Genomic DNA, 19,675 nt, shown 5'->3' with positions numbered 1-19,675 from the left:
GAAGCGTATTGACGCGCTCCCGCCGTTCCCCGTACTGTCGCTGCTTGAATGAAATGTTATATCGTTTCATTCAGTGGGTCACAGTTCAGCAGGACGGGGAATCATGGCGGGCAGACGCGATCGGGGGCGCCGCACGGCGCGCATGGGGCAGGGAGTCTTGGCGGCCGGCTTGGCGCTGGCGGGGACCGCGGCGGCGCAGGAGGCGGCCGGCGGCGCGCCGACCCTGCTCGACAAAGTCACCGTCCAGGGCGGGGTCGGGCTGAGCCCGGGCCGCGATCAACCCAGTGCGACCGCTTCGCGACTCGGCCTGAGCGTGCGCGAAACTCCGGCCGCGATCGAGGTGCTGGACCAGGAGCTGCTGCAGTCGCGCGGCCTGCGCGGCAGCGTCGAAGCGCTCAATGCGGCGCCGGGCGTGCTGGCCGGGGCGCTGCCGTCGGCGCCGGGCTCGGCCTCGATGCGCGGTTTCAGCGGCGGCGCCATCGCTTTGCTGTTCGACGGCGCGCGCCAGACCGCCGCGCCGCTGGTGACCCGCGACTTCGACAGCTGGAGTTTCGAACGCATCGAAGTGCTCAAAGGGCCGGCCTCGGTGCTGTACGGCGAGGGCGCGCTGGCCGGTGCGATCAACCTGGTGCCCAAGCGTGCGCGGCCGGGCGAACGCGACTTGCAGGCGCAACTGGGCTGGGGCAGCTTCGGCAGTCGCCGCATCGGCGTGGACGCGAATCTGCCGCTGGGCGAAAACGCCGCACTGCGCGCGGTCGCCAGCCACCGGCGCAGCGACGGCTATGTCGACGACAACGCCAGCGACTCCAGTTCGGCCAGCCTGTCCTGGCGTTGGCGCCCGAATGAAGCCTTCGACGTCGAGGCGGCGCTGGACCACTACCAGGACGACTACGACGGCGCCTACTGGGGCACGCCGCTGTTGCCGCGCGCGGCGGCACGCGATCCGGGCGGGCTGGTGCGCAGCGCCGACGGCCGGGTGATCGACCGTGCCCTGCGCCGGCGCAACCACAACGTCGACAACGCGCTGCAGGACGCACGCAGCGACTGGTTGCGCACGCGCGCCGATTGGCGACTGGACGACGGCCTGCATCTGGTCAACGAGTTCAGCCTCTATCAGGCGCGGCGGCGCTGGTGGAATTCGGAAACCTATCGCTACGACGCGCTGCGCGGACGCCTGGACCGCAGCACCACGCGCATCGAGCACGACCATCGCTACTGGGTCGAGCGCCTGAGCCTGCGCGGCGACGGCATGCTCGGCGGACGGCGCAACCGCGCCACGCTCGGGATGGAACTCAGCGACGGCGACTTCGACGTCATGCGCCGCTTCGGTACGACCTCGCCGCTGGACCCGTTCTCTCGCGCGCGCGGCAGCGCCGGTTTCGCCGATCTGGCCGCGAACTACCCCGGTGCCGGCAATCGGGTCGATTTCGATTCGACCACCCGGGTGGCCTCGCTGTTCGCCGAAGACGCGCTCAATCTCAGCCCTCGATGGCTGCTGCTCGGCGGCCTGCGCTACGACCGGATCGCACTGCGGCGAAGCATCGTCGACCTCAACACCGGCGCACGTACCGGGTTTCGGCGCGACTATTCGCCGCTGTCCTGGCGCCTGGGCACGGTGTTCGACCTGGCGCCCGACACCCAGCTCTACGCCCAATACAGCGCCGCGGTGGCGCCGGTCGGCAGCCTGCCCTTGCTGTCGGCGGCGAACGCGCGCTTCGACCTGACCCACGGCCGCGCGATCGACGCCGGAATCAAAAGCCGGCTGTGGCAGGGCCGTTTCGAATGGGGCCTGGCCGGCTACTGGATCGAACAGGACGACATTGTCACCCGCGATCCGCTCAACGCCAATCTGTCGGTGCAGGGCGGGCGCCAATCGTCGCGCGGCGTGGAACTGACCGCTGCGGCCATGCCGACCCGCGGGCTGCGCCTGGACGCCAGCCTGGCCGCACTGCGCGCGCGCTTCGACGTGCTGCGCGAAGCCGGCGGCGCCGACCGTGCCGGCAACGTGCCGCCCAACGTGCCCGAGCGCATCGCCGACCTGCGCGCGAGCTATCGCTTCGCGCAACGGCCGGTGACCCTGGCCGCCGGCGCCCGCTACGTCGGCCGCTACTACACCGACAACGCCAATCGCATCCGGGTCGGCGCGCGCACGGTCTGGGACGCGTCGATCGCCTACCGGCTGCCGTTCGGCGAGGTCGCCCTGCACGGGCGCAACCTCGGCGACGCGCTGTACGCCGACTGGTCGGGCGGCGCCGCGGATCAACTGTTGCTGGCCGCGCCGCGCAGTGTCGAACTCAGCCTGCGGGTGAATCTATGACTTTGCTGCAGAACCATCGCGTCGACGCGTCCGTGCCGGCCCTGCGCCTGCACGAAGTACGCAAGGATTTCGGCGACCGCCAGGCGCTGCGGGGGCTGTCGATCGCGCTGCGGCCGGGCGAGGTCTACGCCTTGCTCGGCCCGAACGGCGCCGGCAAGACCACCACCTTGAACCTGATCCTCGGATTCCTGAGCCCGGATGCCGGCCACGTCGAGGTCGCCGGCCTGCGCGTGGACCGCGACCCGCTGGCGGCGCGCGCGCGCATCGCCTATCTGCCGGAAACGGTGATGCTGCATCCACGCCTGAGCGCGATCGAAAACCTGAGCTACTTCGCCTTGCTCGGCGGTCGCCGGCTCGATCCGGCGCAGGCGCGCGCCCTGCTCGCCGACGCCGGCTTGCAGTCCGAAGCGCACGAGCGTCCCGCCGCCGGGTTCTCCAAGGGCATGCGGCAGAAGGTCGGGCTGGCGATCGCACTGGCCAAAAACGCGCAGCTGCTGTTGCTCGACGAGCCGACCTCGGGCCTGGACGCCAGCGCCGCCAACGATCTCTCGCTCGGCGTGCGCGCCGCGGTGCGGCGCGGCCTGGCGGTGTTGATGGCGACCCACGATCTGTACCGGGTCAAGGACGTCGCCGACCGGCTCGGCATCCTGCGCGGCGGCCGCTTGTTGACCGAGCGCGCCACCGCCGAGTTGTCGCCGGCGCAGATCGAGGCCTTGTACCTGCACGCGCTGGCCTCGGCCGAGCCGGAGTTCGGCGCATGATCGCCGCGCTGACCGCCTACGAAGGCCTGCTGCTGCGGCGCGACCGGCGCGCCTGGCGGGCGTTGTGGTGTTTGGCGGCGCTGGTGCTGATCGCGTTCGCGGTCAACCTCGGCCAGGTGATCGACGCCAATGCGGCCAAGCGCGAGGTCGCCGCGGCCGAACGCGCACGCTGGCTGGGCCAAGGCGAGAAGGACCCGCATTCGGCCGCGCACTACAGCATCTTCGCGTTCAAGCCGACGCCGCTGCTGGCCGCCCTGGACCCGGGCGTGGAGCCCTTCGTCGGCCAGACCGTGTGGCTGGAAGCGCACGTGCAGAACGATCTGCTATACCGGCCGCAGGGCGAGGCCTCGGCCTTGCAGCGCGCCGGCCTGACCAGCCCGGCCGGCCTGCTGATCGGACTGGCGCCGCTGATCGCTTTCCTGCTCGCCTTCACGGCGGTGGCGATGGACCGCGAGCGCGGCACCTTGCGCTTGGCGCTGGGCGCGGCGTTGCGGCCGCGCACGATCGTGATCGCCAAGGGCTTGGCGATCTGGTCGATCCTGAGCCTGGTCCTGGTCGTGCCGGTGACGCTGGCGGCGACGGTCGCCCTTTGGGTCGTCGTCGGTTGGGACGCCGACGCATTGCTGCGCCTGGCGTTGTGGGCGACGGCGATGAGCGCGTATTTGGGGCTCCTCAGCGCGCTCGGGGTGGCCGCGTCGCTGCTCGCCGGCAGCGTGCGCGGCGCCCTGGCGCTGTTGTTCGGGCTGTGGATTCTGCTCGCCTTGGCCCTGCCGCGCTGGGCCAGCAGCGCGGTCGAGCAGGCCCGGCCGTTGCCGGCGACGCAGTCGGTGAAGCAGCAGTTGCAGGACGAAGCGCCGGCCTACTGGACCGCCGAGCAGGCGCAGCAGCGTCGCGCCGAACTGCTCGCACGCTACGGCGCCGACCGCGCCGAGGCTTTGCCGGTGAACCTGCGCGGCGCCGAGCTCGATCTCAGCGAACGGCATTCGCACGCGGCCTTCGATCGCGTGCTGGGCAATTTCTACGATCGGGTCGAAGCGCAAGACCAGGCGTTCGCTGCGGTCGGCCTGTTGTCGCCGAGCGCGGCGATGCAGACGCTGTCGCCCTGGCTGGCCGGCAGCGATTTCCATCATCACCGCCGCTTCGTCGACGGCGCCGAGCACTACCGGCGCGAGCTGGTCAACCGCATGAACCGGGAAGTCATGCGTCAGCCGAACGGCGACAGCGCCAAGCCCGGCGGCGATGCGCGGCTGTGGGCGCAGATTCCCGAATTCGTTCACCGTTCGCCCAGCCTGATCCAGGCCGGCGGCGCCGCCGGTTGGGCCCTGTGGGCGCTGGCGGTATGGGTGGCGCTGGCGTGCTGGGCCCTGGCGCGCGCCGCGCGCAGGTTGCGGCCATGAGCGCGCTGCCGACGACCGCGGCGAGCGACGCCGCACCGGTGAACTTCGCCCATCTGCTGCGCTGGGAACTGCGTCAGCTCGGTCGCAGCCGCCTGTTGTGGACGCTGTTGGCCTTGCTCGGCGCGGCGATGCTGTGGGGCGCGCACAACGGCGCCGCGCTGCACCACGCTCAGGACGCGGCGATCGAACGCAGTCGCGCCAGCGACGCGGCCTGGGCGGCGCAGATCCGCGAGCGTGCGCGGCGCTATGCCGAGCCCGCCGCGGAGCGGGTGCCGTATTGGCAAGATCCGACCGACATCGCCGGCTTCAGCCGCTATTTCCTCCGCGTGCACGCCGACAAACCGCATCTGCCGTTGTCGCCGCTCGCGGTCGGCGCCAGCGATCTGTTGCCGAGCCGGCTGCCGGTCAAACTGGAAACCCCGTTCGGGATCGAACCGGCCTACGACTTCGAAAACCCGCGTGGACTGGCGCTGGGCCGCTTCGACCTCGGTTTCGTCCTGGCCCAGTTGCTGCCGATCACGGCCATCCTGCTGGTCGGCCTGCTGGCGACCTTCGAGCGCGATCACGGCATGCTGCGCCTGATCGCCGCGCAGCGCGTCTCCGCCCGCGTGTGGCTCGGCGCGCGCATCGCCGCGATCTATCTGTGGCTGGCGCCGGCAGTCCTGGCGTTGACTGCGGCTGCCCTGGCCGCAGCCGGCGTGGAGGCGGGCGCGGCCTGGCGCGAATTGGCCGCCGCAGCGGTCCTGCTGCTGGCCTACGTGGCGTTCTGGGTGGCGTTGGGCGGCGTGGTGGCGGCAGCCTGGCCGAACGCGGCCGGGGCGATCGCGACCCTGGCCGCGCTCTGGGCCCTGCTCGCGGTCGGCGTGCCGATGCTCGGCAGTGCGGCCGCCGAACGCGCGTGGCCGGCGCCGTCGGCCGTGGCCTATGTCGATGCGCAACGCCGCCACAACGACGCCATCGCGGCGCAGCGCGACCGGATCGTCGCCGCGCAACTGCGCCGCAACGGACGCGTCGACGCCGCCGAGCGCGCGGCCGGCCTGGACTACGCGACACGCCTGAGCTTCCTGGCGCCGGAGCTGGAACGGCGGCTGGCGCCGTTGCAACGACAGCGCGAACGGGCGCGGGACGGGCGCGAACGCGTGTCGGTCGTGGCCGGCTATCTGTCGCCGACGTTGGGCTTGCAGGAGGCATTGGCAAGGTTGGCCGGCACCGATGCGCAGCGCCATCGCGCCTTCGAAGCGCAGGTGCGCGTCTATCAGCAGCGCCTGCGCGACTGGTTCTATCCGCGCATCCAGCGCCGGATCGGCGCGGCGTCGGCCGACGGCACCTACGGACGACTGAACTTCGCCGAGTACGACGACATTCCGGCCTGGCACGGCGGCGAACGCAGCGGCGCCCAGCGCGCGGCGATGGCGTGGCCGTTCGCGCTGTGGCTGTGGGCGCTGAGCGGCATCGGTATCGCATTGGCCTGGCGTCGCCTGCGCGACTGGCCCACGGAGTTGTGAGCATGAGCCTGCGAGTATGGAGTTGGACCCTGGGCTGCGGCCTGCTCGCCTGCAGCGGCGAAGCCGCCGCGCAACGCGCCGGCGACAATGCCGTGACCGCGGCCGAGGACGCCTTCGGCGCGACTCTCGGCAACGAGAGCATCGGCCTGTACAGCAGCAAGCAGGTGCGCGGCTTTTCGCCGGTCGATGCCGGCAACGTGCGCATGGACGGGGTGTACTTCGACCGCCAGGGCACGGTTCCGCCGGCGCTGGTCGAGGGCTCGAGCATCCGGGTCGGCCTGTCGGCGCTGAGCTACCCGTTTCCGGCCCCGACCGGGATCGTCGACTACCGGCTGAAGAAGGCCGGCGACGAACGCGTGGTCAGCGTGCTGGGCGCGCTCAACGCCTACGCCGCGCCGGCGCTGGAGCTGGATGCGCGCTTGCCGATCGTGCCGGGCACGTTGGGCCTGGCCGCCGGGATCGCGGTAGCGCGCGAGGAGTACTACGACGGCGCCGACGCGCGCTATCTGCGTGCCGGCCTGGTGCCGCGCTGGCGGCCGAGCGAGAACGTCGAGATCCTGCCGTTCTGGAGTATCTCGCGTGGCCGCGACGAAGAGGTGGCGCCGACCATCCTGACCTCCGCCAATCACCTTCCGCCGCGGATCGAGCGCCGTCGCCATTTCGGCCAGAGCTGGTCGGACAACGAGTACGACAGCCGCAATTACGGCGTACTCGGCAAGGCCCGCTTCGGCCGCGACTGGGCGCTGTCCGGCGGCGTATTCCGTTCGATCAACCATCAGCCCAGCGGGTTCGCCGAACTGTTCGCCGGCACCACGCCCGACGGCCGCACGCGCGAAAAGGTGATCGCCGATCCGCGCCAGCGCTACGCCAGCAGCAGCGGCGAGTTGCGCCTGAGCCGCAGCTTCGCCGAGGGGCCGCGTCTGCACGTGCTGCATGCGGCGGTACGCGCGCGCCGTCTGCACAACGAATACGGCGGTTCGGCGCCGGCGCTGGACCTGGGCGAACGCGCGCTCGGCGAGGCGCGGCCGGTGCCGAGGCCGTCGGCGTTCGCGTTCGGTCCGCGCAGCCACGACCGGGTGCGGCAGTGGACCGCGGGCCTGGCCTACGAGGGCCGTTGGCGCGAGGTCGGCGAACTCAATCTGGGCCTGCAGCGCAGCCATTACGAAAAAACGGTCGACCAGCCCGGCCTGCCGCGCACCGCCAGCCGCGACGATCCCTGGCTGCCGAGCGCCAGCGCGGCGCTGTACCTGAGTCCGGCCCTGGCGTTGTACGCCGGCCATACCCGCGGCCTGGAAGAGAGCGGCATCGCGCCGGACGATGCGGCCAACCGCAACCAGGCGTTGCAGGCGATCCGCACCCGCCAGAGCGACGCCGGCCTGCGCTGGAAATTCGGCGACGGCCTGAGCCTGGTCGCCGGCGCCTTCGACGTGCGCAAGCCGTACTTCACCACCGACGAGCGCAACGTGTTCGGCGCGATCGGCGAAGTTCGCCATCGCGGCGTCGAACTGAGCCTGAGCGGGCGGCCGTCGGACCGTTGGAGCCTGGTCGCCGGCGCGGTGCTGATGCGGCCGCGGGTCGGCGGCGAAGCGGTGCGGCTGGGCCGGGTGGGCGAGCGTCCGATCGGCCAGGCCGAACGCCTGCTGCGCACCGACCTGGAGTATCGCCCGGCGTGGCGGCCCGGCCTGTCGTTCGATCTGGCGATGAGCCATTACGGCGAGCGCGTGGCTTCTCGCGACGGCGTCAACCGGGTGCCGGCCTACACCCTGGTCGATCTCGGCGCGCGCTACCGCTTCCGCCTCGGCGAGGCGCCGGCCAGCCTGCGCGTGCTGGTCGCCAACGTCGCCGACACCTACACCTGGAACATCTACGGCCACAACAGTTTCGGCTTGACCGACGGTCGCCGCTTCAGCGCGCAACTGACGGTCGATTTCGGCGGTTGAACCTTCTGACGGGAGACGCGGCGATGCTGCGGCAGGAGCGAACGGCGACACGGAGTGCGGGCGGCCGCGATGCGGCCGAGGCGGCGGCGAGGGGGCAGGGGGACGTGCCGCCGCTGCGGACGATACACAGCGGGGTCTGCCACGGCACGCTGGGCGAGTTGTTGCAAGGCCCGTGCGAACACGAGGGCGAACTGCAGATCGGCATCATTTCGCTGCCGGTGCGGCGCTACAGCTGGATCCATTTCGCGCCCGGCGAGGACGGCGACATCGACGCCGACCTGGCCGGCAAGGACAAATGCCGGCGCGCGATCGAGCTGTACCTGCATCGGCACCGGCGACGCTTGCCGCACGGACGCTGGAGCCACGACTCGGAACTGCCGCTGGGCAAGGGCATGGCCAGTTCGACCGCCGACATCGTCGCCACCATCCGCTGCCTGGACCGGATCTTCGGCCTGGACACGCCGGCACCGGCGATCTCGGCCCTGCTGCGCGGCATCGAGCGCTCCGACAGCGTGTTTCTGGACAGCCATGCGCTGTACCTCAGCGGCCGCCAGCAGGTGCTGCAGACCTTCGACGCGCCGCTGCGCCTGCACGCCTGCTACATCGACGAGGGCGGCACGGTCGAAACCGAAAAGCTGGCCGCGCCCCTGCTGAGCCACTACCGGCGGCAGTTGCCGGCCTATCGGGCGAACCTGCGCCGGGCGCTGGATGCGTTCGCCGCCCACGACGTCGCCGCGATCTGCGCCTGCGCCACGCGCAGCGCCGAACTCGCCCAAGGCGTCACTCCCAAACGGCATCTGCAAGAACTGCTCGAACGCCGGCGCGAGTTCGGCGCCGACGGCGTGCTGGTCGCGCACACCGGCAGCCTGATCGGCTACCTGTACGCGCTGCGGCCCGATGCGCTGCGCATGGGGGCGTTGTCCTCGTTCTTCCGTGGTCTCGGCCACGCCTGCCGCTTCATCGAAACGGGGGTCCGATGAGCCCGCATGCGCACATCGCCGATGCGATCAAGGCGCCGGACCTGATCCGGCTGGAACGCAATCTCTACGTCGCCCGCTTCGAGACCATGAAGGTCTATTCGACCCTGGCGGCGGTGCAGGGCCTGCTCGACAGCGGACGGATCGGTCCGGAGGCGACGTTGATCGACAGTTCCAGCGGCATTTACGCCTATGCCCTGGCCTTGGCCTGCCACAAGTTCGGGCTCAAGTGCCATATCGTCGGCTCCAAGACCGTCGACCGCGCCCTGATGCTGCAGCTGCGCATCCTCGGCGCCACGGTCGAGCAGGTCGAGCCGCAGCCGACCCTGAAGCTGGACCAGAGCCTGCGCGTGGCGCGGATTCGCGAACTGCTCGCCGCCGATCCCAACCTGCACTGGATGCAGCAATACCACGACGACATCCACTACGACGGCTACGCGCCGGTCGCAGCGCAGATCGTCGCCGGCCTGGACTGCGCGCCGCTGAGCGTGGTCGGCGGGGTCGGCTCGGGCTGTTCCACCGGCGGGCTGGCGCGCGCGTTGCGCGCCGCCGAGCCGGGCGTGCAACTGATCGGCGTGCAGCCGTTCGGCAGCATGACCTTTGGCTGCCAGCACCTCGAAGACCCCGGCATCATCATCGCCGGCATCGGCAGTTCGATCCCGTTCCGCAACGTACGCCATGCCCTGTACGACCAGGTGCATTGGGTTTCGTTCGACTACGGCCTGTCCGGCGCGGTGGCGCTGCTGCGCGAGCACGCGGTGTTCGCCGGTCTGTCCAGCGGCTGCTGCTACCTGGTCGCGCGCCGCGAGGCGCGGCGCGATCCGCAGCGCAACGTGGTGTTCCTCGCCGCCGATACCGGCCACCGCTACGTCGAGGGCGTGTTCGCCGAGTACGAGCGTGCGCTCGACCCGGATGCGCTGGCGCCGGTTGCGATCGAGTCGCTGCAGCAGCTGCAACTGCCGTGGTCGGCGATGGCCTGGGGACGCGCCGATTTCGACCCGGCCCGATTCGAGCCCGCTGCTTCCGGCTGTGTCGCGCCGGCGACGGCCGAGCCGGCGCTGGCGCACTGATACGCAACCCACCCCCTCGCCCTCAGGAGACTGCGATGGCGCACCTGTTGATGATCGAAAGCTGGGTCGGCGGCACCGGGCGGATCTTTCCGCCGGCGATCGCCCGGCTCGGCCACCGCTACACCTTCGTCACCCGCAACCGCGACCACTACCGCGATACGCGCACGTGCGAGATCCACCCGGTGATCGAGCACGCCGAACACGTGCTCAGCGCCGAGACCAACGACGTGCCGGCGCTGATCGAGTTCCTGCGCGCCCAGCACGCGATCCTGAACTTCGACGGCGTGGTCACCATCTGCGACTACTACATCGACACCGTGGCCCAGGTGGCGCAGGCGCTGGACCTGCCGCAGGCGTTCTCGGCCAACGTGGTCGACGAGCGGCGCAAAGACCGGGTGCGCGAGGCGATCGAGCGCGCCGGGCTGCCGAACCCGAAGTTCGCCGTCACCGCGTCCTGGGACGAGTGCCGGCGCGAGGCGCAGCGCATCGGCTACCCGCTGATCCTCAAGCCGACCGACCTGGCCTCCAGCGCCTTCGTCCGCTTGGTTCGCGACGAGGAAGAGTTGTGCGCGGCGTTCGACGCGCTGGAGCAGTTCCCGCGCAACTTCCGCGATCAGGCGCGGGTGCCCCTGCTGCTGCTGGAGGAGTACCTGCACGGCGAGGAGGTCAGCGTCGAGGCCTGCACCTATCGCGGCGCGACCACGGTGATCGGCATCACCGACAAGAGCCTGACCGGCTTTCCCTATTTCGTCGAGGACGGGCATATGTTCCCGGCCCGGCTCGATCCCGTGCAGGCGCGCGCGGTGGAAGACCTGGTGCGCGGCGCGCTGTCCGCGGTCGGCCACGACCACGGCCTCAGCCACACCGAGGTCAAACTGACCGCGCAGGGGCCGCGCATCGTCGAGATCAATCCGCGCCCCGGCGGCAATTACATCGCCGAACTGATCCAGCGCGTGACCGGCATCGACCTGCTCGATGCGCAGATCGAGCTGGCCCTGGGCCGCGAGCCCGACCTGCGACGGCGCGACACCGGCGTGGCCAGCGCGGCGATCAAGTTCCTGGTGCCGCCGCGCGCCGGCAAGGTCGCGGCCCTGGACGGCTCCGCCGGCCTCGACGCCGATCCTCACGTCGAGCGCTGGAGCTTGGCCGCGGTCGCCGGCAGCGACGTCTCCGCGCCGATCGACAACGCCTGCTACCTCGGCCACGTGATCGCCAGCGACCGCGACGGCCTGCAGGCCCGCGCCTACGCCGAGCGCGCGCTGTCGCGCCTGGCCCTGACCTACGCCGACCCGGCTGCCTGAGCGACTGCCATGACCTTCGAAACCCTTGTTGCCCCGGCCAGCGTCGCCGACCTCACCCAGGCCGTGCTGCGCGGCGACTACGGCCCGGACCCGGCCGGCCTGCACGCGGTCGGCGCGTTCTGGGTGCGCCAGAGCACCCAGTTCCCCGGCACCGACACCAAGTACCGCAATCACTACCTGGTGCTGCGGGTCGAGTCCGCGTTCGGCGGCTGCTGCGTCGAACGCGACCAGCTCGACCCGTCGGCGGCCGAGGAGCTGTCCGGCCGCGCGCTCGCCGAGTTGCTGCGCGATCCGCGCACGCCGGTGCGGATCGCCGCGCTCGACGCCTATCTGGCGCTGGTCCGGCCGCATCGCGAACAGGCCGGGGCCGAGCCGCGTTTGCTGCCGCACGGCACGCCGCTGCAGCGCGCGCAGGCGCGCGACGCGGCGATCGCCAGCCTGCTGCGGATCGCGCCCGGCATGCGGGTCGGCCTGATCGGCGTGGTCAATCCCCTGGTCGAGGCGATCCGCTCGCACGGCGGCGTGTGCCTGCCCTGCGACTTCAATCTCGAGTTCACCGCCGACGGCACCGAGGTCGCGCGCGACATGCGTCCGGTGCTGGCCGCGGCCGATCTGGTCATCGCCACCGGGATGACGCTCAGCAACGGGTCCTTCGACGAGATCCTGGCCACGCTGCGCGCGCGCGGCGTGCCGCTGGTGGTCTACGCCCAGACCGGCAGCGCGATCGTGCCGCGCTTTCTCGGCCACGGCGTCGCCGCGGTGTCGGCCGAACCGTTTCCGTTTTCGCAGTTCAGCGCCGATCCGACCCCGATCCATCTCTACCGCGCCGCCGGCATTGGCCGCGGTGACGCGCGCGCGGCCTGAGGCGCGGCGGTGAGCGCGCTCGATGCTGCCCTTGTGCCGGCGCCGGCCAGCGAAGCCGAACGCCGGCGCGGCCTCAACGGTCTGCTGCTCTACACCTTCTTCATGGTGACCGGCTTCGCCATGCTCATGCCGTTGGTCGCGGTGCATTTCGTCGATCGCCTCGGCCTGGCCGCGGCCGCGGTCGGCGGCGCGCTGGCGCTGCGCCAGGTCGCCCAGCAGGGCCTGGCCCTGCTCGGCGGCCTGCTCGCCGACCGCTACGGGGCGCGGCGCATGATCTGCCTCGGCGTGCTGCTGCGTGCGCTGGGCTTCGCCAGCCTGGCTTACGCGACCGAACTGCGCTGGCTGTTGCTGGCGATGCTGCTGGCTGCGCTCGGCGGGGCCATGTTCGAAGCGCCTTACCAGGCCTCGATCGCGGCGCTCACCGACGAGCGCAGCCGGCCGCGCTATTACGCGCTCAGCAACTGGATCGGCGGCGCGGCGACCACGCTCGGGCCGCTGCTCGGCGTGGCCTTGCTGCGCTATGACTTCGCCCTGGTCTGCCTCGGGGCCGCGGCCTGCTTCGCCGCCAATTTCGTCATCGCCGTGCGCTGGTTGCCGAAAGTGCCGCCGCCGGCGCGGCCGCCGCCGCTGCGCGACGGTCTGCAGCGGGTGCGGCGCAACCGGCCTTTCCTGGTCCTGGTCGGGCTGCTGATGCTGTACTGGTTCGTCGCGGTGCAGATCAATCTGAGCCTGCCGCTGCTCGCGCAGCGGCTGACCGGCGACACCGACAGCGTCGGCATCATGTTCGCGCTCAGCGCCGGCCTGACCCTGGCGCTGCAGTACGCGCTGGTGCGCTGGTTGCAACGCTGGTTGAGCAGCGCGCAGATGCTGGTGCTGGGCACGGCGCTGATGGCGCTGGCGATCGGCGCGTTCGCTCTGGTCGGGAGTTTTGCCGCATTCCTGGCCTGCGTGGCCGCGTTCGCGATCGGTGCGGTGCTGACCCGGCCCAGCCAGCAGACCCTGATCGCCGACCTGGCCGATCCGCGTGCGCTCGGCACCTTCCTCGGCGTGAGTTCGCTGAGCCTGGCGGTCGGCGGCGGGCTCGGCAGTCTCGCCGGCGGCGGCCTGATCGACCTGGCCGCGGCGTTGCGCCTGCCGTGGCTGCCGTGGGCGACGTTCTGCGCGGTCGGTCTGCTCGGCGCGTTCGGCTTGGCCTGGGCTACGCGCGGTGCGGCGCGCGCCCCGGCGACCTCTCCCTGAGTGGACTTGCTCCCCCGGCGCGATCCGACGCCCGGGGGAGCCTTTTTCGCCTGTTCCTGCGCGGCGCTCAGGCGCCGCCGTCGAAGCCGTGTTGGCGCCAGGCCTCGAACACCACCACCGCGACCGAATTGGACAGATTCAGGCTGCGATTGTCCGGGCGCATCGGCAGGCGCAGGCGGTGCTCGGCCGGGATGCGCTCGAGCACGTCCTCGGGTAGGCCGCGGGTTTCCGGGCCGAACAGGAAGGCATCGCCGGGCGCGTAGGCGACGCGGTCGTAACGCACTTGGCTGCGCGTGCTCAGCGCGAACAGTCGCGGCGGCGCGATCGCCTGCAATGCCGCATGCAGGCTCTCGTGGACCTGCAGGCTGGCGTACTCGTGATAGTCCAGCCCGGCGCGGCGCAGTTGCTTGTCCTCCAGGCTGAACCCCAGCGGTGCGACCAGGTGCAGGCGCGCGCCGGTGTTCGCGCACAGGCGGATGACGTTGCCGGTGTTGGGCGGTATCTCGGGCTGGTACAGGATGACCTCGAACATGACGCCATTATGCGACGCGCAACGCAGCGGCGCGGCATCCCCCCCTGTGACCGCCGGCCCATGCCGCTGCGGCCGCTACGGCCTAGGATGGCGGCTTCGTCCCGCACGGACGCCCGACCGGAGCCCCGCCCATGCCCTCCTTCCCGACCCGATCCCTGCCGCGCGCCGCCGTGCTCGCCCTGGCGCTGGGCGCCGCGCTTGGCGGCGCGGTATGCACGCCGGCGCTGGCCGCGCCGCGCGCCGAAGTCTCGATTCCCTACGAGGAATTCACCCTGCCCAACGGCCTGCGGGTGATCGTGCACACCGACCGCAAGGCGCCGATCGTCGCGGTCAACGTCTGGTACCACGTCGGCAGCAAGAACGAGCAGCCCGGCCGCACCGGCTTCGCCCACCTGTTCGAGCACCTGATGTTCCAGGGCTCGGAAAACCACAAGGGCGAGTTCTTCGCTCCGTTCGAACTGGTCGGGGTGACCGACCAGAACGGCACCACCAACGTCGACCGCACCAACTATTTCCAGAACGTGCCGACCACCGCGCTGGACATGGCGCTGTGGATGGAATCCGACCGCATGGGCCATCTGCTCGGCGCGATCGATCAGAAGACCCTCGACGAGCAGCGCGGCGTGGTCCAGAACGAGAAGCGCCAGGGCGAGAACCAGCCTTACGGCCGCCGCATCAGCGCCAAGCTCTACGAAGCCCTGTACCCGGCCGATCATCCCTACAGCTGGCAGACCATCGGCTCGATGGCCGACCTCGACGCGGCTTCGCTGGACGACGTCAAGACCTGGTTCCGCAGCTGGTACGGCCCCAACAACGCGGTGCTGGTGCTGGCCGGCGACATCGACCTGGCCACGGCCAAGGAAAAGGCGCTGCGTTACTTCGGCGACATTCCGGCCAGCGCTACGGTGCCGAAGATGGCCGCGCGCGTGCCCAAGCGCGAGCGCGACACCGAGGAAGTGGTGCCCGACCGGGTGCCGCAGGCGCGCGTCTACCGCGCCTGGCCGGTGGCCCAGTTCGGCGCCCGCGACGGCGCCGACCTGGAACTGTTCGCGCAGATCCTCGGCGGCAGCGCCGCCTCGCGCCTGGACGCGCGCCTGGTCCACCGCGACCGCATCGCCGACAGCGCCAGCGTGTCGAGCAACGACGCCGAGATCAGCGGCACCCTGGTGGTGGTCGCCAACGTCAAGCAGGGCGTGGACCCGGCCAAGGTCCGCGCGGCGATCGACGAAGAAATCCGCCGCCTGATCGAACAGGGCCCGACCGCGCAGGAACTCGAGCAGGCCCAGACCTCGCTGCGCGCCGATTTCATCCGCGGCATCGAGCGCATCGGCGGCTTCGGCGGCAAGTCCGACGTGCTGGCGCGTTGCGCCGTGTTCTCCGGCAAGCCCGACTGTTTCCGCGACGATCTGGCGCGGATCGCCGCGGCGACGCCGGCCAGCGTACAGGCCGCCGGCCGCACCTGGCTCGGGACCGGCTCGCATACCCTGCTGGTCCAGCCTGGCGACAAACCGGCCTCGTCGCTGCCGGAAACCGCGCACGCCGCGCCGGCCACGAAGCCGGCCCCGATCCCGGCCGCCGACCCGCGCTACAAGACCGTCGCCTCCGACGTCGATCGCAGCGCCGGCGTGCCCAAGACCGACCGCTTCCCGGAGCTGCGCTTCCCCGCGCCGCAGCGCGCGACGCTGAGCAACGGCACCGAGGTGGTGCTGGTCGAGCGCCGTCAGACCCCGGTGGTGCAGCTGTGGATGGAGTTTCCCGGCGGCTTCAGCGCCGATCTCGGCCATCCGGTCGGCACCGCCAGCTTCGCCATGGCCATGCTCGATGAGGGCGCCGGCGAGTACGGCGCGCTGGCGCTGTCGGCGCGCAAGGAAGCGCTGGGCGTGGAACTGTCGTCCAGCGCCAGCCTGGACAGCGCCAACGTCGCCATGTCGGCCTTGACCGACAAACTCGGCGAGTCGCTGGACCTGTTCGCCGACGTGATCCGCCGCCCGCGCTTCGAAGAGGCCGAAATCGAGCGCGTGCGCGCGCAATGGCTGGCCGGGATCAAGCAGGAGAAGGCGCGGCCGCAGACCGCCGCGCTGCGCGTGCTGCCGCCGCTGTTGTACGGCGAAGGCCACGCTTACGCGATTCCGTTCACCGGTACCGGCACCGAGGCCTCGATCGCCGGGCTCAAGCGCGAGCAGCTGGTCGCCTTCCATCGCGATTGGCTGCAGCCGCACCGCGCGCGGGTGTTCGTGGTCGGCGATACCAGCCTGGAGGCGATCGTGCCCGAGCTCGAGCGCCGCTTCAGCGACTGGAAGCCGGCGGCCGACGCGCCGGCCCTGCCGGCCTTGAACACGGTCGCGCGGCCCAAGGCGCCGCGTGTGTTCCTGGTCGACCAGCCCGGCGCGATCCAGTCCAACATCTACGTCGGCGAGCTGATCCCGCCGACCGGCGACGCCGGCACGATCGATTTCGACTTCGCCAACGGCGTGCTCGGCGGCGAGTTCAGTTCGCGCCTGAACATGAATCTGCGCGAGGACAAGCACTGGGCCTACGGCTCCTACAGCGGCTCGGGCAACGCCAAGGGCCAGCGGCCGTGGATCGCCCAGGCGGCGGTGCAGTCGGACAAGACGGTCGAATCGTTGGCCGAGCTCAAGCGCGAGATCGGCTCCTTCGTCGACGGCAGCGCGCCGGTGACGCAGGCCGAGGTGGCCAAGATCCGCGCCGCCAACACCCTCAGCCTGCCGGGCGCGTACGAGACCAACGACGCGCTGATGGCGCAGATCAGCGCCGACCAGCGCTACGGCCGCCCGGCCGATTACATCCTCGAGTACAGGACGCGCAACGAGGCCATGACCCCGGCGCTGGTCCAAGCCGCGGCCAAGCGCCTGGACCCGGCGGCGCTGACCTGGGTGGTGGTCGGCGACCTGTCCAAGATCGAGCAGCCGATCCGCGGGCTCAAGCTCGGGCAGGTGCAGGTGATCGATCACGACGGCAAGCCGGTGCGATAACGGCGACAACAGAGCCTCCGGCCCCTGTGCTTCAAAAAAGGGGGGCGGCGGGGACGGCAAGGAGGGCCGCGTCGTCGACGCGGCCCTCTTCGCTTGGGTGAGGCTGAAAGGGACGGGGGGATCAAAGCCCGCTCAATGCGCCCCGTCCGTCTTCGCTTGCCGAGGACAATCCGTATTCCTACCGCGCTCAGCCGAATCCGGCGACAATGCGCGCGATCGAATCCTGAGCGAGGTCCGCATGCGCGCGTTGGCAATCCTGTCCCTGGCCCTGACCGTTTCGGCCTGCACCTGGGTGCAGATGGCGCCGGGCGCGCAGGCGGTGCGCGTGCTCTCGGCGGGCCCCGCGCCGGCCTGCGAGAAGCGCGGCGAAGTGGTGGTGGCGGTCAAGCACAACGTCGCCTTCTACGAGCGCAACGAGTTGCGCGTGCGCGAGGAACTGGAGACCCTGGCCCGCAATGAAGCGCCGGGCCTGCAGGCCGATACGATCCAGCCGCTGGCCGCGCCCGCGCAGGGCCAGCAGCGCTTCGCGGCCTACCGTTGCGGCGGTGCCGCAGCCGCCCCGGCCGCGCAAACCGCGCCCGGCTCTGCGGCCCAGACCTATCCGGTGGGCGGCTGAAGCGGCAAATCCGAACGCCGGCGTACGGCTTTTCGGACAGCACATTTGCGCTGTAACCGATTGATATATAAGGGTTAATAGGTCTTTTCGGCGGCTGGGACACGGTTCAGGGGCGGTTCGGAAAGGGTGCATGGGGGGCGTGAAGGCGCTAACCTGTCGCACTTTTCCGCCTAGGGTTCGCGCCCATGCTGTTCCAACACGTCGCCATCGCCGGGCTCGCTCACGTCGATGCTCCGCGCAAGCTGACCTCCGACGAGATCAACGCCCGCCTCAAGCCGACCCTCGATCGCCTGGGCATCAAGGTCAACGTGCTGCAGGACGTGGCCGGCGTGCACGAGCGTCGTCTGTGGGACGGCGAAGTGCGCGCCTCCGACGCCGCCACCCTGGCCGCGGTCAAGGCGCTTGCCGATGCCGGGGTCGATGCCGACCGCATCGGCCTGCTGGTCAACACCTCGGTCAGCCGCGATTACCTGGAGCCGTCCACGGCCAGCATCGTCGCCGGCAACCTGCGTCTGGGCGAGAACTGCCAGAACTTCGACGTCGCCAACGCCTGCCTGGCCTTCATCAACGGCATGGACATCGCCGGCCGCATGATCGAGCGCGGCGAAATCGACTATGCCCTGGTCGTCGACGGCGAAACCGCCAATCTCGCCTACGAGAAGACCCTCGAGCGTCTGAGCAAGGCCGATGTCACCGAAGCGCAGTTGCGCGACGAGATGGCGACCCTGACCCTGGGCTCGGGCGCCGCGGCGATGGTGCTGGCGCGCAGCGAGCTGGCGCCGGGCGCGCCGCGCTACCGCGGCGGCGTGACCCGCTCGGCCACCGAATGGAACCAGCTGTGCCTGGGCGACTTGCACCACGACCGCATGGTCGCCGACGGCCGCATGCTGATGATCGAAGGCCTCAAGCTCGGCCAGAAGACCTTCGCCGCGGCCAAGGCCGCGCTGGGCTGGGCGGTCGAGGAGCTCGACGAATTCGTCATCCACCAGGTCAGCCGCGCCCACACCCAGGCCTTCCTCAAGGCCTTCGGCATCGACCCGAACAAGGTCATGACCATCTTCGGCGAGCACGGCAACATCGGCCCGGCCTCGGTGCCGATCGTGCTGAGCAAGCTGCGCGAGATGGGCCGCCTGAAGAAGGGCAACCGCGTCGCCCTGCTCGGCATCGGCTCGGGTCTAAACTGCTCGATGGCCGAAGTGGTGTGGTGATGCGCGATTGAGCCCGAGGGCTCGGTCGAATGCGAAAGCCCGGTGCGCGAGCATCGGGCTTTTGCTTTTTGGGGATTCGGGATTTGGGATTCGCGAGTGGGGAGTGGGGCGTGGGGAGTGGGGCGTGGGGAGTGGGGAGTGGGGAATGAGAGGCGTGGGGCCTTGCCTTGGAGGGTAGGAGCGTCGCAAGCCGCGACCGCGCTGCAGCGTTCTCGCGTCGCCACGCCCCGGTGCTGCGCTCTCCTGTAGGAACGTCGCAAGCCGCGACCGCGCTGCAGTGTTCTCGCGTCGCCACGCCCTGGTGCTGCGCTCTCCTGTAGGAGCGGCGTAAGCCGCGACAATCGCAGCGATTTACGCAAGCGTACCGACCGAAGCCCGGATGCGCTGCATCGAAGCCGTGTGGCGCGATTGGGTTTCGAGCGGCCGCGCGGCATTTCACCGCTCCGGCTGTCGCGGCTTACGCCGCGCCTGCATAAAGCGGCGCGACATAAGCGCTTGCTATAGTCGGAGCATCGCACGAGCGCCCGACCGGCTCGTGCTCAGGACGCCCATCCCCGCAACGGAGTTGCCCGCATGACCCAGCCCAAGAGCCACCTCGCGATCGCACTCGCCTCGATCCCGGTGTTCGCCAACGATGGCCGGCTCGACGCCGCCGAACTGCAAAACCTGCTCGATCTGGCCCTGCGCGACCAGGTCGTCGACGACGACGAGAAGCGCGTGCTCGGCAACATCTTCAAACAGGCCGAACTCGGCGAACTCGATGCCGAGGTCCGGCGGCGCATCGACCTGGCCCGGCGCCAACACGGCATTCCGGCCTGAGCCAACGCCGTCCAGCGCCTGGCCGCCTGAAAAGGACGGCGGGGAAGCCGCTCCGGCCCGCCCGGCAGGGCGGTGGACGTGTCCGGCGTAATTCCGCCGCCCCTTTTCGTCCCTTCGCGCAATGGCGCACGACGCC

14 protein-coding genes and 1 pseudogene are annotated in these 19,675 nt (G+C 70.7%); 14 read left to right on the top strand and 1 reads right to left on the bottom strand.

Features of this window, described 5'->3' with window-relative positions:
* Nucleotides 1-103 precede the first annotated feature (103 nt).
* The 10 genes from V2J18_RS20815 to V2J18_RS20770 all read left to right on the top strand — a co-directional run bounded on the left by V2J18_RS20815 (nucleotide 104) and on the right by V2J18_RS20770 (nucleotide 13,371).
* Nucleotides 104-2,317, top strand: coding sequence for a TonB-dependent receptor (locus tag V2J18_RS20815; RefSeq protein WP_336132768.1), 2,214 nt, complete (start codon nucleotides 104-106; stop codon nucleotides 2,315-2,317).
* Complete coding sequence (locus V2J18_RS20810) at nucleotides 2,314-3,078, top strand: ABC transporter ATP-binding protein (protein WP_064749080.1); 765 nt, start codon at nucleotides 2,314-2,316, stop codon at nucleotides 3,076-3,078. Before V2J18_RS20815 ends, V2J18_RS20810 begins: the two co-directional genes overlap by 4 nt.
* Entirely contained in the window at nucleotides 3,075-4,475 is a 1,401-nt protein-coding gene (locus V2J18_RS20805) for a DUF3526 domain-containing protein (RefSeq protein WP_336132767.1), read from the top strand. The genes V2J18_RS20810 and V2J18_RS20805 overlap by 4 nt, the downstream gene beginning before the upstream one ends.
* Complete coding sequence (locus V2J18_RS20800; RefSeq protein WP_336132766.1) at nucleotides 4,472-5,980, top strand: DUF3526 domain-containing protein; 1,509 nt, start codon at nucleotides 4,472-4,474, stop codon at nucleotides 5,978-5,980. Before V2J18_RS20805 ends, V2J18_RS20800 begins: the two co-directional genes overlap by 4 nt.
* 2 nt (nucleotides 5,981-5,982) lie before the next feature.
* The gene (locus tag V2J18_RS20795; protein ID WP_336132765.1) at nucleotides 5,983-7,920 is read left to right on the top strand and encodes a TonB-dependent receptor; all 1,938 of its coding nucleotides are present in this window, start codon (nucleotides 5,983-5,985) and stop codon (nucleotides 7,918-7,920) included.
* Between the two features lie 104 nt (nucleotides 7,921-8,024).
* Complete coding sequence (locus V2J18_RS20790; RefSeq protein ID WP_336132764.1) at nucleotides 8,025-8,900, top strand: GHMP family kinase ATP-binding protein; 876 nt, start codon at nucleotides 8,025-8,027, stop codon at nucleotides 8,898-8,900.
* Nucleotides 8,897-9,967: a pyridoxal-phosphate dependent enzyme gene (locus V2J18_RS20785; RefSeq protein ID WP_336132763.1), complete on the top strand. Its 1,071-nt coding sequence runs from the start codon at nucleotides 8,897-8,899 to the stop codon at nucleotides 9,965-9,967. The genes V2J18_RS20790 and V2J18_RS20785 overlap by 4 nt, the downstream gene beginning before the upstream one ends.
* Before the next feature lie 35 nt (nucleotides 9,968-10,002).
* Nucleotides 10,003-11,268: an ATP-grasp domain-containing protein gene (locus V2J18_RS20780; RefSeq protein ID WP_336132762.1), complete on the top strand. Its 1,266-nt coding sequence runs from the start codon at nucleotides 10,003-10,005 to the stop codon at nucleotides 11,266-11,268.
* Nucleotides 11,269-11,277: 9 nt separating this feature from the next.
* The gene (locus V2J18_RS20775; RefSeq protein ID WP_336132761.1) at nucleotides 11,278-12,132 is read left to right on the top strand and encodes a Rossmann-like domain-containing protein; all 855 of its coding nucleotides are present in this window, start codon (nucleotides 11,278-11,280) and stop codon (nucleotides 12,130-12,132) included.
* A gap of 9 nt (nucleotides 12,133-12,141) precedes the next feature.
* Complete coding sequence (locus tag V2J18_RS20770) at nucleotides 12,142-13,371, top strand: MFS transporter (RefSeq protein ID WP_336132760.1); 1,230 nt, start codon at nucleotides 12,142-12,144, stop codon at nucleotides 13,369-13,371.
* 67 nt (nucleotides 13,372-13,438) lie between these two features.
* On the opposite strand, the gene V2J18_RS20765 is transcribed toward V2J18_RS20770, so the two are convergent.
* Complete coding sequence (locus V2J18_RS20765) at nucleotides 13,439-13,903, bottom strand: tRNA (cytidine(34)-2'-O)-methyltransferase (RefSeq protein WP_064749071.1); 465 nt, start codon at nucleotides 13,901-13,903, stop codon at nucleotides 13,439-13,441.
* A gap of 131 nt (nucleotides 13,904-14,034) precedes the next feature.
* On the opposite strand from V2J18_RS20765, the gene V2J18_RS20760 reads away from it, so the two are divergent.
* From V2J18_RS20760 to V2J18_RS20745, 4 genes and pseudogenes are all read left to right on the top strand, one after another.
* A complete protein-coding gene (locus V2J18_RS20760; protein ID WP_336132759.1) occupies nucleotides 14,035-16,896 on the top strand; it encodes a M16 family metallopeptidase in 2,862 nt (953 codons plus the stop codon).
* A gap of 238 nt (nucleotides 16,897-17,134) precedes the next feature.
* A pseudogene (locus V2J18_RS20755) lies at nucleotides 17,135-17,437 on the top strand (DUF4156 domain-containing protein); the annotation flags it as partial.
* A gap of 260 nt (nucleotides 17,438-17,697) precedes the next feature.
* Nucleotides 17,698-18,720: a 3-oxoacyl-ACP synthase III gene (locus V2J18_RS20750; RefSeq protein WP_064749069.1), complete on the top strand. Its 1,023-nt coding sequence runs from the start codon at nucleotides 17,698-17,700 to the stop codon at nucleotides 18,718-18,720.
* Nucleotides 18,721-19,293: 573 nt separating this feature from the next.
* Entirely contained in the window at nucleotides 19,294-19,539 is a 246-nt protein-coding gene (locus V2J18_RS20745) for a hypothetical protein (RefSeq protein WP_336132758.1), read from the top strand.
* The last annotated feature ends 136 nt before the right edge of the window (nucleotides 19,540-19,675 follow it).

The sequence above is a fragment of the Lysobacter firmicutimachus genome, assembly GCF_037027445.1.
Lineage (GTDB): Bacteria > Pseudomonadota > Gammaproteobacteria > Xanthomonadales > Xanthomonadaceae > Lysobacter > Lysobacter firmicutimachus.
This window is presented reverse-complemented; position numbering and strand designations above follow the sequence as displayed.